Origin of the sequence: Brevundimonas albigilva, assembly GCF_023503965.1 — a bacterium.
Lineage (GTDB): Bacteria > Pseudomonadota > Alphaproteobacteria > Caulobacterales > Caulobacteraceae > Brevundimonas > Brevundimonas albigilva.
The window spans coordinates 2,969,262-2,982,349 of sequence record NZ_CP097298.1; the positions used below are offsets into that span (position 1 = coordinate 2,969,262).

Genomic DNA, 13,088 nt, shown 5'->3' on the forward strand with positions numbered 1-13,088 from the left:
GTTTAGCACGATCCCGATACAGGCTCTACGCCGGGTTCTCTTCCAGACGCTTGTCCAGATAGGCGCCGACGCGGCGATCGACGGCGGCGAGGTGGTCCTGCCAGAAGTGGCTGGCGCCTTCTTCCAGTTCGTAGTCGATGACGATGCCCTTCTGGGTCCGCAGCTTGTTGACCACACGCTCGACCTCGACCGGCGGAACGATGGTGTCGGCCGTGCCGTGCAGGAACAGGCCGGACGCCGGGCAGGGGGCCAGGAAGCTGAAATCGTACATGTTCGACGGCGGCGAGACCGAGATGAAGCCGTCCGTCTCGGGCCGGCGCATCAGCAGCTGCATGCCGATGTAGGCCCCGAACTGATAGCCGGCGACCCAGGTCTGGGTGGCGGCGGGATTGTTGGCCTGAAGCCAGTCCAGGGCCGTCGCCGCGTCGGCCAGTTCGCCGATGCCCGAATCGAACTCGCCCTGCGACTTGCCCACGCCGCGGGAATTGTAGCGCAGGGTGGCGAAGCCGCGCTGCTGGAACAGCTGGTGCAGGGTCACGGTCACCGGATTGTTCATGTGCCCGCCGGCCTTGGGGTGCGGGTGCAGGATCAGGGCGATCGGCGCATTGGGGCGCTTGCCGGGAGAATAGCGGCCTTCGATGCGGCCGGCCGCGCCGGGCAGGATGACTTCAGGCATGTCGGCTCTGCAATCCGTTCAACTGTCATTTCGCGGCTGCGTAATACTTGACCGCCAGGGTAGGACTTTCTAAGTCCCTCCGGCGCGCCGCCGCCTTTGCGAAGGCGCGGGTTCTAGCACAGGAGCCCCGAAAAGCGCAATTTTTGAGGGTGCGCGATGCGTCTGTCGACCAAGGGACGATACGCCGTGATGGCGATGGCCGATCTGGCCAAGAACGGGCGCGGCGACGGCGGCGAAGGCCGGGCCGTATCGCTGGCCGAGATCGCCGCGCGCCAGGAAATTTCGCTGAGCTATCTGGAGCAGCTGTTCGCCCGTCTGAGAAAGAGCGGGCTGGTGCGCAGCGTGCGCGGGCCGGGCGGCGGCTATCGGCTGGCCAAGGGCGCGCACGAGACGGTGGTGGCCGAGATCGTGCTGGCGGTGGACGAACCGATCCGCGCAACCCGCTGCGTGGCGCACGGCACGCCCAAGGGCTGCATGCTGGGCGGCGAGCGCTGCATCACCCACGACCTGTGGGAAGACCTGGGCGACGAGATCCACCGCTATCTGGCCGGCGTGTCGCTGGAGGACGTGGTGATGCGGCGGACCGGCGCGCGGCGTCGCGCGGCCCTGTCGGCCGACGACGGCGCGGCCGTGGGGGTGGCGGCATGAGCGCGATCTATCTGGATTACAACGCCTCGGGCCTGGTGCGGTCCGAGGTGCTGGAGGCCATGACCCGGGCCCTGGCCGACAACGGCAATCCGTCGGCGGTCCATGCGGCCGGGCGGCGCGCGCGGGCGCGGGTCGAGACGGCGCGGGCCCAGGTCGCCGAACTGGTCGGGGCGGACCCGACGGCGGTGGTGTTCGTCAGCGGCGGGACCGAGGCGAACGCGCAAGGCGTCGCCAGCGCCCTGGCGGCGGGCGGCGAAAGGCTGATCGTGTCCGCGACCGAACATCCGTGCGTGGCCGAGACGGCGGCGAACGCCGGCGCGCCGGTCGAGGTTCTGCCCGTCGACGCCAAGGGCGTGATCGACCTGGACTGGCTGGACGCGGCGCTGAAGCGGCCGGGACGCGCCGTGGTCGCCATCCATCACGCCAACAACGAGAGCGGCGTGATCCAGCCGATCGCCAAGGCGGCGCGTCTGGTGCGCGCGGCGGGCGGCTGGCTGCATGTCGACGCCATCCAGTCGGCGGGGAAGATTCCGGTCGATATTCGGACGCTGGACGCCGACAGCCTGACCCTGTCGGCGCACAAGCTGGGCGGGCCGCAGGGCGTGGGCGCCCTGGTCTTCAAGGAAGGCGTGTCGGGCGTTCGCATCCTACACGGCGCGGGTCAGGAGCGCGGGCTGCGCGCGGGCACCGAGAACGTGCCGGGCATCGTCGGCTTCGGCGTGGCCGCCGACTGCGCCGTGCGTGACCTGGAAGCCATGGGATCTCACGCCGCCTGGCGCGACGCCGCCCAGACCCGGGTGAAGACGGCCGGGGCGACCATCATCGGCGAAGGCGCCGACCGCCTGCCCAACACCCTGTTCATGGCGGTCGAGGGCTGGGACAGCCCTCAACAGTTGATCACCCTGGACCTGGCCGGGGTCATGGTGTCGGCGGGATCGGCCTGTTCGTCGGGCAAGGTCAAGCCGTCCAAGACCATCAGCGCCATGGGGCTGGACGCGCTGGCGACCGGGGGCGTGCGCGTCTCCGGCGGCTGGGGCACGACCGAGGGCGACTGGGCGCGGTTCGCCGACGCCTGGGTCGCCGCGTATGACAAGCACAAGGCACGCGCCGCCGCGCGCGTGAGAGAGGTCGCCTGATGGCCGCCGTCAAGGAAACCATCGACGCCGTCGCCGAGCTGGAGCGGTACAAGTACGGCTTCACCTCCGACGTGGAACAGGAGTTCGCGCCCAAGGGCCTGAACGCCGACATCGTGCGCTTCATCTCCGAGAAGAAGGGCGAGCCGGAGTGGATGTTGGAATGGCGTCTGGCCGCCTATGAGCGCTGGCAGGCGATGGAGGAGCCGACCTGGGCGGCGGTGAAATACGCGCCGGTCGATTACCAGGACTTGTTCTACTACGCCGCGCCCAAGAAGAAGGAGGGGCCGAAAAGCCTGGACGAGGTCGATCCCGAACTGCTGGCCGTCTATGAGAAGCTGGGCATCCCGCTGAAGGAGCAGGAGGTGCTGGCGGGCGTCGAGGGCGCGCCGCGCGTGGCCGTGGACGCCGTGTTCGACAGCGTGTCGGTGGTCACCACCTTCAAGGAGGAGCTGGCCAAGGCGGGCGTGATTTTCATGCCCATTTCCGAGGCCTTGCGCGAATATCCTGATCTGGTGCGGCAATATCTGGGGTCGGTGGTTCCGGTCTCGGACAACTATTTCGCGGCGCTGAACAGCGCGGTCTTTTCGGACGGGTCGTTCGTCTACATTCCGCCGGGCGTGCGCTGCCCGATGGAACTGTCGACCTATTTCCGGATCAACGCCAGCCAGACGGGCCAGTTCGAACGGACGCTGATCATCGCCGACAAGGGCAGCTATGTGAGCTACCTGGAAGGCTGCACGGCGCCGATGCGCGACGAGAACCAGCTGCATGCGGCGGTGGTCGAGATCGTGGCGCTGGACGACGCCGAGGTGAAATATTCGACGGTCCAGAACTGGTATCCGGGCGACGCCGAAGGGCGGGGCGGCATCTACAACTTCGTCACCAAGCGGGCCGACTGCCGGGGCGACCGGTCGAAGGTGTCGTGGACGCAGGTGGAGACGGGCTCGGCCGTCACCTGGAAATATCCGTCGTGCATCCTGAAGGGCGAGGAGAGCTCGGGGGAGTTCTATTCCATCGCCATCACCAACGGACATCAGCAGGCCGACACTGGCACCAAGATGATCCATCTGGGCAGGAATTCGAAGTCGCGGATCATCGCCAAGGCGGTGTCGGCGGGGAAGTCGGATTCGACCTATCGCGGCCTGGTCTCGGTGCATCCGAAGGCGACGGGCGTACGCAACTTCACCCAGTGCGACAGCCTGCTGATCGGCAAGGACTGCGGCTCGCACACCATCCCCTATATCGAGGCGCGCAACGGCTCGGCCCAGCTGGAGCATGAGGCGACGACGACGCGCCTGTCGGACGACCAGCTGTTCTACGCCCAGCAGCGCGGGCTGAGCGAGGAGGAGGCGGTGGCCCTGCTGGTCAACGGCTTCGTCCGCGACGTGCTGCAGGAACTGCCGATGGAATTCGCCGTCGAGGCGCAGAAGCTGGTGGCGATCAGCCTGGAGGGAAGCGTGGGGTGATGACGCCGACCGGAGCGCGGACCTCCAGGTCCGCCTCGCCATCGACTGCGGACCTGGAGGTCCGCGCTCCCTTGAACGAAGAATGACAATGCTCTCTATCTCCAACCTCCACGTTTCCGTCGGCGACAAGCCGATCCTCAAGGGGCTGACGCTCGATGTTCCCGCCGGCGAGGTGCACGCCGTCATGGGGCCGAACGGGGCGGGCAAGTCGACGCTGGGCTACGCCCTGTCGGGACGGCCGGGCTATGAGGCGACCGAAGGGTCCGTCGAATGGAACGGCGCGGACCTGCTGGACCTGGATCCGGCCGAGCGGGCGGCCAAGGGCGTGTTTCTGTCGTTCCAGTATCCGATCGAGATCCCCGGCGTGCCGGCCCTGACCTTCGTGCGGACGGCGCTGAACGCTCAGCGCCGCGCGCGCGGCGAGGAGGAGGTGTCGGCGCCCGAGTTCCTGAAGCTGGTCAAGGCGGCGTCCAAGGCGCTGAAGATGGACTTCGACATGCTGAAGCGGCCGCTGAACGTCGGCTTCTCGGGCGGCGAGAAGAAGCGGATGGAGATCCTGCAGATGGCGCTGCTTGAGCCGTCGCTGCTGATCCTGGACGAGACGGATTCGGGCCTGGACATCGACGCCCTGCGCATCGTCGCCGACGGGGTGAACGCCCTGCGGTCGCCCGAGCGGTCGATGCTGGTCATCACCCACTACCAGCGCCTGCTGGACTACATCAAACCGGACCGGGTGCACGTTCTGGCCGCGGGTCGGATCGTGGCGTCGGGCGGGCCGGAGCTGGCGTTGCAGCTGGAGGCGGAAGGCTATGACAAATACCTTCCGGCGGCGGCTTGACGATGATCCTCCCCAGCAAGCGAAGCGCAGCGGGGGAGGGGGACCGCGAAGCGGTGGAGGGGGCGACCCCAGACACCGGCTTCGGGTCCGCCCCCTCCACCATCCTTCGGATGGTCCCCCTCCCCCGTGAACGGGGAGGATCGGATGAGCGCGCTGTTCGATATCGACCTGGCGGACGCCTCGACCTTTCCGTCACGGCGGACGGAGGCGTGGAAATACAGTGACCTGAAGCGTTATCTTCGCGAAGCGCCGCAGCCGTCGCCGACGGCGGCGATCGGCGCGCCGGGGCCGTTCTACGACCTGGGCGGGGAGGCGATCGTCTTCGCCAACGGACGCGCGGTGGGCGTGACCGACTTCATCGCCTCGGGCGACCAGACGCTGCGGCTGCGCTACATCTCGGACGCCGTGGGCACCGGGCATTCGGCCGGCGCCCGGGTGGCCGCGCGGGCGGGCGCCCGGCTGCTGCTGCTGGAGACGCACGAGGGCGCGGGCTCGGCCTATGTGGCGCACAACACCCTGGAGCTGGACGTGGCGGCCGGCGCCGAGGTGACGCGCATCGTCCTGGTCGAGGAGCCCGAGGACGCGCTGTCGATCGCCCAGGCCCAGGTCAAGGTCGAGGCGGGCGGGGTGTTCCGTCAGACCGTGATCGCCACCGGCGCCAGGCTGCAACGGGTGGAGACGCGGGTCGACCATCACGCGCGCGGCGCGCACGTGCAGGCGGACGGCCTGTATCTGCTGAACGGCGCACGCCAGGCGGACCTGACGAGCGTGGTGCGCCACCTGGACCGGGACGGCACGACCAGCCAGCTGATCAAGGGCGTGGCGCGCGATGCGGCGCGCGGCGTCTTCCAGGGCAAGATCGTGGTCGAGCGCGGGGCGGACGGGACCGACGCGCGGATGGGGCACCATGCCCTGATCGCCAGCGAGCGGGCCGAGATCGACGCCAAGCCGGAACTGATCATCTACGCCGACGACGTGCAGTGCGCGCACGGCAATACGGTGGGGGCGCTGGACGAAAGCGCCCTGTTCTACATGCAGCAGCGCGGCGTTCCGGCCGACGAGGCCCGCGCCCTGCTGACCCAGGCCTTCCTGATCGAGGTCGTCGACCGGATCGAGCACGAAGGCGCGCGAGAGGTGGTGCGGGAATGGCTGACGGCGCGCCTGTGACCCTGTTCGATCCTACGCCGTGCGGGTGCAGTTTCCGATCCTGTCGCGACAGGTGAATGGCAAGCCGCTGGTCTATCTGGACAACGCCGCCTCGGCCCAGAAGCCGCGTGCGGTGATCGACGCCCTGGTCGCGACGATGGAGGGCGGCTACGCCAACGTCCACCGCGGGCTGCACACCCTGTCGAACGAGGCGACCGAGGCGTTCGAAAAGGCGCGCGAGATCGTGGCCCGCTTCCTGAACGCCGAGACGCCGGAACAGGTCGTCTGGACCAAGGGCGGGACCGAGGCGATCAACCTGGTCGCCAACGGCCTGGGCCTGTCGATCCAGCCGGGCGACGAGATCATCATCTCTGAGATGGAGCATCACTCCAACATCGTGCCGTGGCATCTGCTGCGCGAGCGGCGCGGGGCGGTGCTGAAGTGGATCCCGGTCCTGGACGACGGCTCGCTGGACATGGCCGCCTATGCGGACCTGCTGGGGCCCAGGACGCGGATGGTCGCGGTCACCCATATGTCGAACGTGCTGGGGACGATCAATCCGGTCGCGGAGATCACCCGACTGGCCCATGCGGCGGGCGCGCAGGTGCTGGTCGACGGCTGTCAGGGCGCGGTCCATGCGGCGCCGGACGTGCAGGCGATCGGCTGCGACTTCTATGTTTTGACGGGCCACAAGCTGTTCGCCCCGACCGGCATCGGCGCCCTGTACGGCAAGGCCGAGGCGCTGGAGGCGCTGCCGCCCTATCAGGGGGGCGGCGAGATGATCGGCGTGGTCGAGAAGGACCGCGTCACCTATGCCGCCCCGCCGCATCGGTTCGAGGCCGGCACCCCGCCGATCCTGGAAGCCATCGGCCTGGGCGTCGCGCTGGACTGGCTGGCGCAGTACGACCGGGCGGCGGTGCAGGCGCACGAGCACGCCCTGTACCGGCGCGCGGCCGACCGGCTGGCGGAGCAGGACTGGCTGCGGATCCTGGGGCAGGCGGAGGGCAAGGGCGCCATCCTGACTTTCGCCGTCGAGGGCGCGCACGCCCATGACGTGGCCCAGATCATGGATCGCTACGGCGTGGCGGTGCGGGCGGGCACGCATTGCGCCGAGCCGCTGGCCAAAAGAATGGGGGTGACGTCGAGCACGCGCGCCTCCTTCGCCCTATATAACACCGTGGAGGACGCCGACGCCTTCGTGGACGCGCTGATCAAGGCGCGGAACTTCTTTGTGTAAGGCCCCATGACCGACGACGCGATTCAGGACAACGACGCCTTCAAGGCCGCCTGGGACGAACCCCAGAAGAGCGCCCTGTCGCAGGCCGAGCTGGACACGCTGACCGAGGACCTGATCGAGGCGCTGAAGACGGTCTATGATCCGGAAATCCCTGTCGACATCTATGAGCTGGGGCTGATCTACCGCGTGGATGTCAGCGACGACCGCGACGTGGTGGTGGACATGACCCTGACCGCGCCGGGCTGTCCGGTGGCGGGCGAGATGCCCGGCTGGGTCGAGACGGCGGTGGAGAAGGTGCCGGGCGTGCGCAGCGCCAAGGCCAACCTGGTGTTCGACCCGCCGTGGGACGCCTCCAAGATGAGCGACGAGGCCAAGCTGGCCCTGAATATGTTCTGATGGACAGGTTCCGACCATGACCGACCTGCAGACCACATCCCGCCCGCGCCGGCCGCGCCCCAAGGCCGTCACCCTGACCGACGCCGCCGCCGAGCGGGTGCGCGAGATCCTGGACAACGCCGAGAACGACCACATCGGCCTGCGGATCGGGGTCAAGAACGGCGGCTGCGCGGGGCAGGAATACACCTTCGCCTACGCCGACGAGATCGGGCCGATGGACGAGGTGGTCGAGGACAAGGGCGTCACCATCCTGATCGAGCCCAAGGCGGTGCTGTTCCTGATCGGCACCGAGATCGACTACGAGACGACCCGGCTGGCCTCCAAATTCGTGTTCAACAATCCGAACCAGACCGACGCCTGCGGCTGCGGCGAAAGCGTCACCATCGTGCCGGCCGCCAGCGCCTGACATGGCCTATGACGCGGACTTCGGCGAATGGGTCCGCGAACATTTCGAGGGGCTGGGACCGCTGGAGATCAAGCGGATGTTCGGCGGGGCCGGCGTCTATGCGTCCGGCGTGATGTTCGCCCTGCTGGACGCCGGCGTGGTGTGGCTGAAGGCGGACCAGGCGCTGGCGCCGGCGTTGCGAGAGGCGGGCAGCCGCCAGTTCACCTATCCGACGAAGGACGGGCGGTCGATGAGCATGGGATACTGGACCCTGCCCGACAGCGTCCTGGACGACCCCGACGAAGCGCTGGCCTGGGCGCGGCGGTCGCTGGAGGTCGCGTTGAGGACGGCGGCGTCGCGCCGGACCAGGGCCTGAGTCAGGCGGCGCGTTGGCCGGGGGCGCGGTCGACGGCCGGGGCGCCGGTGATGCGGTTGCGGCCCGCGCGCTTGGAGGCGTAGAGGGCGGCGTCGGCGCGTTCCAGCAGGGCCGCGCAGGGCTCGTCCGGCCGGCGCTCGGCGAAGCCGGCGGACAGGGTGACGGCGCCCAGCTCGTCGTTCGTCGACCGACGCCGCAGCGAGCGGGAGGCGACTTCCTGACGGATGCTTTCCAGCGCGGCCATCACGGCGCCCGCGCTCTCGCCCGGGAAGATGATGGCGAATTCCTCGCCGCCGAAGCGGGCGGCGAAGCGTTGGCCGACGCAGACGCGCGACAGGACGGTGGAGACGTAGCGCAGCACCTGATCCCCCGTCTGATGGCCCCAGGTGTCGTTGAAACGCTTGAAATGGTCGATGTCGAGCAGGGCCAGGGTCAGCGGCGCCTTCTGACCCTCGGCGCAGACCTCGGCCAGGCGTTCGTCGAAGGCCTTGCGGTTGGCCAGGTTGGTCAGGGCGTCCGTCATGGCGTCGCGACGGACCTGTTCCAGATGGTCGCGCAGGCGGGCGACTTCGTTGTTGGAGGCCTCCAGGCGCTTTTCAAGGGCGGCGGTTTCGCGCCGAACCTTGCGCGTGGCGGTGGAGAGGCCGCCGATCACCGTCTTCAGGGCGTCGCCGTCCGTGGCCGTGTCGATGGAGTCCGACGCGCCCGCCAGGGTCTGGCCGTAGTCGGACTGGGTCTTGTGGGCGCGGGCGATGGCGGAGGCGACGCTGGCCAGTTCGCGGTCGAGCACGGCGCCGGCGTCGCGAATCTCGTCGGACAGGCGGCCGCGCGGCAGGAATTCGGCGGCCAGCATCTCCGAGGTCTCCTCGGTGATCGGCAGGTTCTCGGCCAGCATCCGACGAATTTCGCGGCCCAGCGCGCCGTCGGGATCGCCGAGATAGTGCAGCCAGATCTCGAAGTTCAGGGGCGTCGGCCACACGCGGGCCTTTTCCATCTCATCGATGACGTCGCGCGCCAAGGCATAGGCCTGGGGGCCTCGCACCGCCGTTTCGACTTGATTGGACATCCGCTTCCCCCAAAGGACCCCGCGCCGAGGTCCGTCGAGGGAAAAGACTACGGGATGTTCCGTAACGCCGGGTTAAACGGCGACCCGGCTCAGGCCGGAACCACGACCGGACGGCGCAGGAAGGCCGGGATGTCGTCCCCGAAGCCGCGCACGCCGCCCTGGCGGGGGGCTCGGACCGGGTCGGGCGGGGCTCGCCGCGACGATCGGACTGAAGCAGCTGGGGCTCCATCGGATCGACGACGGAAACCGGCGTCTCGGCCACCGGAATTTCCGCGACCGGCTCGGCCTTCTTGCGGCGGCTGCGCGAACGGGCGGGCTTGTCATCCGCCGCGGCCTCGACGGTTTCGACGGGAGCGGGCGTGGCCTCGACGGCCGCCGGCGCGGAGTCCGCGACGCGCGAACGTCCGCCGCGGGTGCGCTCGCGTCCCCGGGCGGGCTTGCGATCATCGCGCGGACGATCGTGAATCTCGCTGAAGTCGATGCCGTCGAGGACCAGTTCCTCGGGCGTTTTCTTGATGAGCTTCAGCACCTTGTCCAGCGACTTGTCGTCGGCCGGAGTGACGATCATGAAGGCCTCGCCGGTGCGGCCCGCGCGGCCGGTGCGGCCGATGCGGTGGACGTAATCGTCGGCGTGGTGGGCGACGTCGTAGTTGAAGACGTGGCTGACGTCGGGAATGTCCAGGCCGCGCGCGGCGACGTCGGAGGCGACCAGGATCTTCAGCTCCCCGGCGCGGAAGGCCGCCAGGGTCTTCATGCGGTAGGACTGGTCCAGATCGCCGTGGATCGGGGCGGCGTCGATACCGTGCTTCTGCAGCGACTTGGCCACGATATCGACTTCGGACTTGCGGTTGCAGAAGACGATGCCGTTCTTGACGTCGGCCCGTTCGATCAGGGCGCGCAGGGCCGTGCGCTTGGCCTTGGGATCGCTGGTGGGGATGCGCACCAGATACTGGGTGATGGTGTCGGCCGTCTGGGCCGGGCGCGAGACCTCGATCCGGGTCGGATCCTTGAGGAAGGCGGTGGTCAGGCGCGTGATCTCGGGCGGCATGGTGGCCGAGAAGAACAGGGTCTGGCGCCGCGGCGGCGTCAGCTTGAAGATACGCTCGATGTCCGGGATGAAGCCCATGTCGAGCATCCGGTCGGCCTCGTCGACGACCATGATCTCGACGCCCGTCAGCAGCATCTTGCCCCGTTCGAACAGGTCCAGCAGGCGGCCGGGAGTGGCGATCAGGACGTCCACGCCCTTGTTCAGCGCCGCGACCTGGTCGCCCATCGAGACGCCGCCGATCAGCAGCACCCAGTTCAGCTTGGTGCCCTTGGCGTATTTGCCGAAGCTCTCGGCGACCTGGTCGGCCAGTTCGCGGGTGGGGGCCAGGACGATGGCGCGCGGCATCCGGGCGCGGGCGCGGCCCGAGGCCAGACGCTCGACCAGGGGCAGGGTGAAGGCCGCCGTCTTGCCGGTGCCGGTCTGGGCGATGCCCAGAACGTCGCGGCCGGCCAGGGCGACCGGAATAGCCTGCTCCTGGATGGGGGTGGCGGTGGTGTAGCCGGTGGCGGCGACGGCCTGAAGGGTCGTGGGCGAAAGGCCCAGTTGGGAAAATTCGGTCATGAATCCTTGGGAGAGAAAGCGTCTGCGTGCATAGCAGCGACGGAACCGCCCCTCTGTGGGCGAGCGGGCGGCGCGGATCGCAGACCTGTCCCGAGGCTGGGGGCGATATAGAAGTCCCTGCGTAAAAGTCAAGTATTCCGGATCGGTCGTCGCCGCGGAATGAATTCCTATGGCCAAGCTGGAACGCCGCTTGACTCCCGGGGTTGGGAAGGCGGCATATAAGAACAAAAGGAGAACTGACGTGCGGCCCGACCGCGACATCGACGCCCTGCGCGAACGCCTGAAGATGCTGGAGGCCGACGGCCATCCGGTCGATTCCGCGCGCTTCGACCTGGGACACGAGGCGGCGGACCGGCATCTGGGCGGACTGGCGGTCCATGCCCTGCACGAGGTTCATGCCGCGACGACGCCCGATGCGACGGCGGCCCTGGGCTTCGCCCTGGGGCTGGCGCGACGCGCGGCGCCGGACAAGGCGCTGGTGTGGGGCGTGCAGGCGATGGCGGGGCTGGAGACGGGCCACATCCACGGGCCGGGGCTGCGCGAGCTGGGGCTGGACCCCGACCGGGTGGTGCTGGTGCGGGTCAAGGAGACGAAGGACCTGCTGGCGGCGGGGGAGGAGGCGCTGGCCTGCGGGGCGGTCGGGGCGGTGCTGCTGACGGCGTGGGGCGAGGCCAAGACCATGAGCCTGACGGCCAGCCGGCGGCTGTCGCTGGCGGCGGCGCAGGGCCGGGCGACGGCTGTCCTGGTGCGGCTGGCGGCCCCGCCCCAGCCCAGCGCGGCCGAGAGCCGGTGGCGGGTGAAGGCCGCCCCGTCGCGGGCGCTGGAAGCCGAGGCGCCCGGTCATCCGACCTTCGAGGTCGAACTGTTGCGGCATCGGCTGGGCGCGCAGCCGAGATCCTGGATCATGGAGTGGAATCGTGAGCGCGGAGTCTTCCAGAATGGCGGGCAGGAACGGCTCGAACGGCCGGCGGTATCTGGCGGTGTGGTTTCCGTTCCTGCCGACCGATCGATTGCGGCGGGAGGAGGGGCAGTCCGACGCTTCGGCTGAGGCCGCCGTCGTCCTGGTCGAAAAGGTCAAGGGCGCGCTGCGGCTGGCGGCCGCGGACCCGCGCGCGATGGGGCTGGGCCTGTCGCCCGGAATGACCCTGGCCGACGCGCGGGCGCGGGCGCCCGACATCCGCGTGGTCGCGCACCGGCCCGAGGCGGATGCGGCGCTGCTGAAGCGGGTGCTGCTGGATTTCGGCCGTTTCACCCCGATGGCGGCGACCGACGGGCCGGACGGCCTGGCGCTGGACGTGACCGGTTGCGCCCATCTGTTCGGCGGGGAGGCCGGGTTGGTGAAGGCGGTCGAGGCGCGGGCGCGCGGGATCGGCCTGGCGATCCGCACGGCGATGGCGGGCGCGCCCGAGGCGGCGCGGGCGCTGACGCGGTTCGGTCGCGGCGGGATCCATCAGGGCGAAGGCCAGCGCGCGGCGCTGCGCCGCCTGCCGGTGGCGGCGCTGGAGCTGTCGGACAAGGAGACCCAGGCCCTGTCCCGTGCGGGCCTGAAGACCCTGGCGCAGTTGGACGACCGGCCCACGGCGCCGATCGCCGCCCGGTTCGGCGCGGCGGCGGCGACGCGGCTGAACCGGGTGCTGGGGCGTGAGGACGTGCGCATCCGGCCCGAACGGCCGACCCTGATGGTGTCGGTCGACCGGGTTCTGGTCGAGCCGATCACCGAGACGGCCGACATCGAGGCGGTGATCGGCGACCTGCTGGCCGAGGCCATGGACCGGCTGGACCTGCGCGGCCAGGGCGGGCGCGCGTTCCAGGCGGCCTTCTTCCGCGTGGACGGGGAGGTGCGGCGCATCACGGTCCGCACCGGCCGGCCCAGCCGTGACGCGGCCGGGGTGCTGCGCCTGTTCAAGGAACGGCTGGCGGCGCTGGCGCGGCCGCTGGACCCGGGCTTCGGCTTCGACCAGCTGCGCCTGTCCGTCCGTGCCGGTCGCGGACCGCCTGGCGTCGCGCCAGCGGGGGTTCGAGCAAACCCCGCCGGGGGCGGAAGATCTGGGGCGGCTGGTCGACCGCCTGACCGCCCGCCTGGGCCCGGAAGCCGTCAGCCGGTTTGAG

Annotated in this window: 14 protein-coding genes; 11 read left to right on the forward strand and 3 right to left on the reverse strand. The window is 69.6% G+C overall.

From position 1 onward, the window contains the following. Positions 1–25: 25 nt before the first annotated feature. Positions 26–676 carry an alpha/beta hydrolase gene (locus MU852_RS15690; protein WP_249750335.1) on the reverse strand — a complete coding sequence of 217 codons (651 nt, stop codon included), beginning with the start codon at positions 674–676 and terminating at the stop codon, positions 26–28. A 156-nt stretch (positions 677–832) separates the two neighbouring features. Between MU852_RS15690 and MU852_RS15695 the strand changes: the two genes are divergently transcribed. The 9 genes from MU852_RS15695 (at position 833) to MU852_RS15735 (ending at position 8,304) form a co-directional block, all read left to right on the forward strand. Then, positions 833–1,324 carry an Rrf2 family transcriptional regulator gene (locus tag MU852_RS15695; protein WP_249750336.1) on the forward strand — a complete coding sequence of 164 codons (492 nt, stop codon included), beginning with the start codon at positions 833–835 and terminating at the stop codon, positions 1,322–1,324. Further along, positions 1,321–2,460 (forward strand): cysteine desulfurase family protein, encoded by a 1,140-nt coding sequence (locus MU852_RS15700; protein WP_249750337.1) that lies wholly within the window; start codon positions 1,321–1,323, stop codon positions 2,458–2,460. Before MU852_RS15695 ends, MU852_RS15700 begins: the two co-directional genes overlap by 4 nt. Continuing rightward, on the forward strand, positions 2,460–3,926 hold the full coding sequence (sufB, locus tag MU852_RS15705) for a Fe-S cluster assembly protein SufB (RefSeq protein ID WP_249750338.1): 1,467 nt from the start codon (positions 2,460–2,462) through the stop codon (positions 3,924–3,926). Before MU852_RS15700 ends, sufB begins: the two co-directional genes overlap by 1 nt. Positions 3,927–4,014: 88 nt before the next feature. Next, positions 4,015–4,764, forward strand: coding sequence for a Fe-S cluster assembly ATPase SufC (gene sufC, locus MU852_RS15710; protein WP_249750339.1), 750 nt, complete (start codon positions 4,015–4,017; stop codon positions 4,762–4,764). Between the two features lie 144 nt (positions 4,765–4,908). Beyond that, positions 4,909–5,931, forward strand: a complete 1,023-nt coding sequence (sufD, locus tag MU852_RS15715) for a Fe-S cluster assembly protein SufD (protein ID WP_249750340.1) — start codon at positions 4,909–4,911, stop codon at positions 5,929–5,931. Between the two features lie 19 nt (positions 5,932–5,950). Next, positions 5,951–7,147 (forward strand): aminotransferase class V-fold PLP-dependent enzyme, encoded by a 1,197-nt coding sequence (locus tag MU852_RS15720; protein ID WP_249750341.1) that lies wholly within the window; start codon positions 5,951–5,953, stop codon positions 7,145–7,147. A gap of 6 nt (positions 7,148–7,153) precedes the next feature. Beyond that, on the forward strand, positions 7,154–7,543 hold the full coding sequence (locus MU852_RS15725; RefSeq protein WP_201216881.1) for an SUF system Fe-S cluster assembly protein: 390 nt from the start codon (positions 7,154–7,156) through the stop codon (positions 7,541–7,543). A 16-nt stretch (positions 7,544–7,559) separates the two neighbouring features. Continuing rightward, a complete protein-coding gene (locus MU852_RS15730; protein ID WP_249750342.1) occupies positions 7,560–7,949 on the forward strand; it encodes a HesB/IscA family protein in 390 nt (129 codons plus the stop codon). A gap of 1 nt (position 7,950) precedes the next feature. Beyond that, on the forward strand, positions 7,951–8,304 hold the full coding sequence (locus tag MU852_RS15735; protein WP_249750343.1) for a TfoX/Sxy family protein: 354 nt from the start codon (positions 7,951–7,953) through the stop codon (positions 8,302–8,304). A gap of 1 nt (position 8,305) precedes the next feature. Here the strand turns inward: MU852_RS15735 and MU852_RS15740 are convergent, their stop codons facing one another. Together MU852_RS15740 and MU852_RS15745 are read right to left on the reverse strand one after the other, a co-directional pair. Next, complete coding sequence (locus tag MU852_RS15740; RefSeq protein WP_249750344.1) at positions 8,306–9,370, reverse strand: GGDEF domain-containing protein; 1,065 nt, start codon at positions 9,368–9,370, stop codon at positions 8,306–8,308. After that, positions 9,300–10,979: a DEAD/DEAH box helicase gene (locus MU852_RS15745; RefSeq protein ID WP_430641160.1), complete on the reverse strand. Its 1,680-nt coding sequence runs from the start codon at positions 10,977–10,979 to the stop codon at positions 9,300–9,302. The genes MU852_RS15740 and MU852_RS15745 overlap by 71 nt, the downstream gene beginning before the upstream one ends. Positions 10,980–11,220: 241 nt before the next feature. On the opposite strand from MU852_RS15745, the gene MU852_RS17580 reads away from it, so the two are divergent. Both MU852_RS17580 and MU852_RS15760 read left to right on the forward strand, forming a co-directional pair. Continuing rightward, a complete protein-coding gene (locus MU852_RS17580) occupies positions 11,221–12,027 on the forward strand; it encodes an ImuA family protein (RefSeq protein ID WP_283843670.1) in 807 nt (268 codons plus the stop codon). Then, positions 11,918–13,087 carry a Y-family DNA polymerase gene (locus MU852_RS15760; protein ID WP_249750345.1) on the forward strand — a complete coding sequence of 390 codons (1,170 nt, stop codon included), beginning with the start codon at positions 11,918–11,920 and terminating at the stop codon, positions 13,085–13,087. Before MU852_RS17580 ends, MU852_RS15760 begins: the two co-directional genes overlap by 110 nt. The last annotated feature ends 1 nt before the right edge of the window (position 13,088 follow it).

Excerpts from the sequence above, each read along its gene's own strand:
- MU852_RS15690 (WP_249750335.1), bottom strand. The coding sequence starts at position 676 with ATGCCTGAAGTCATCCTGCCCGGCGCGGCCGGCCGCATCGAAGGCCGC.
- sufC (WP_249750339.1), top strand. The coding sequence starts at position 4,015 with ATGCTCTCTATCTCCAACCTCCACGTTTCCGTCGGCGACAAGCCGATC.
- MU852_RS15740 (WP_249750344.1), bottom strand. The coding sequence starts at position 9,370 with ATGTCCAATCAAGTCGAAACGGCGGTGCGAGGCCCCCAGGCCTATGCC.
- sufB (WP_249750338.1), top strand. The coding sequence starts at position 2,460 with ATGGCCGCCGTCAAGGAAACCATCGACGCCGTCGCCGAGCTGGAGCGG.
- MU852_RS15725 (WP_201216881.1), top strand. The coding sequence starts at position 7,154 with ATGACCGACGACGCGATTCAGGACAACGACGCCTTCAAGGCCGCCTGG.
- MU852_RS15745 (WP_430641160.1), bottom strand. The coding sequence starts at position 10,979 with ATGACCGAATTTTCCCAACTGGGCCTTTCGCCCACGACCCTTCAGGCC.
- MU852_RS15695 (WP_249750336.1), top strand. The coding sequence starts at position 833 with ATGCGTCTGTCGACCAAGGGACGATACGCCGTGATGGCGATGGCCGAT.
- sufD (WP_249750340.1), top strand. The coding sequence starts at position 4,909 with ATGAGCGCGCTGTTCGATATCGACCTGGCGGACGCCTCGACCTTTCCG.
- MU852_RS15760 (WP_249750345.1), top strand. The coding sequence starts at position 11,918 with ATGGCGGGCAGGAACGGCTCGAACGGCCGGCGGTATCTGGCGGTGTGG.
- MU852_RS15735 (WP_249750343.1), top strand. The coding sequence starts at position 7,951 with ATGGCCTATGACGCGGACTTCGGCGAATGGGTCCGCGAACATTTCGAG.
- MU852_RS15700 (WP_249750337.1), top strand. The coding sequence starts at position 1,321 with ATGAGCGCGATCTATCTGGATTACAACGCCTCGGGCCTGGTGCGGTCC.
- MU852_RS15730 (WP_249750342.1), top strand. The coding sequence starts at position 7,560 with ATGACCGACCTGCAGACCACATCCCGCCCGCGCCGGCCGCGCCCCAAG.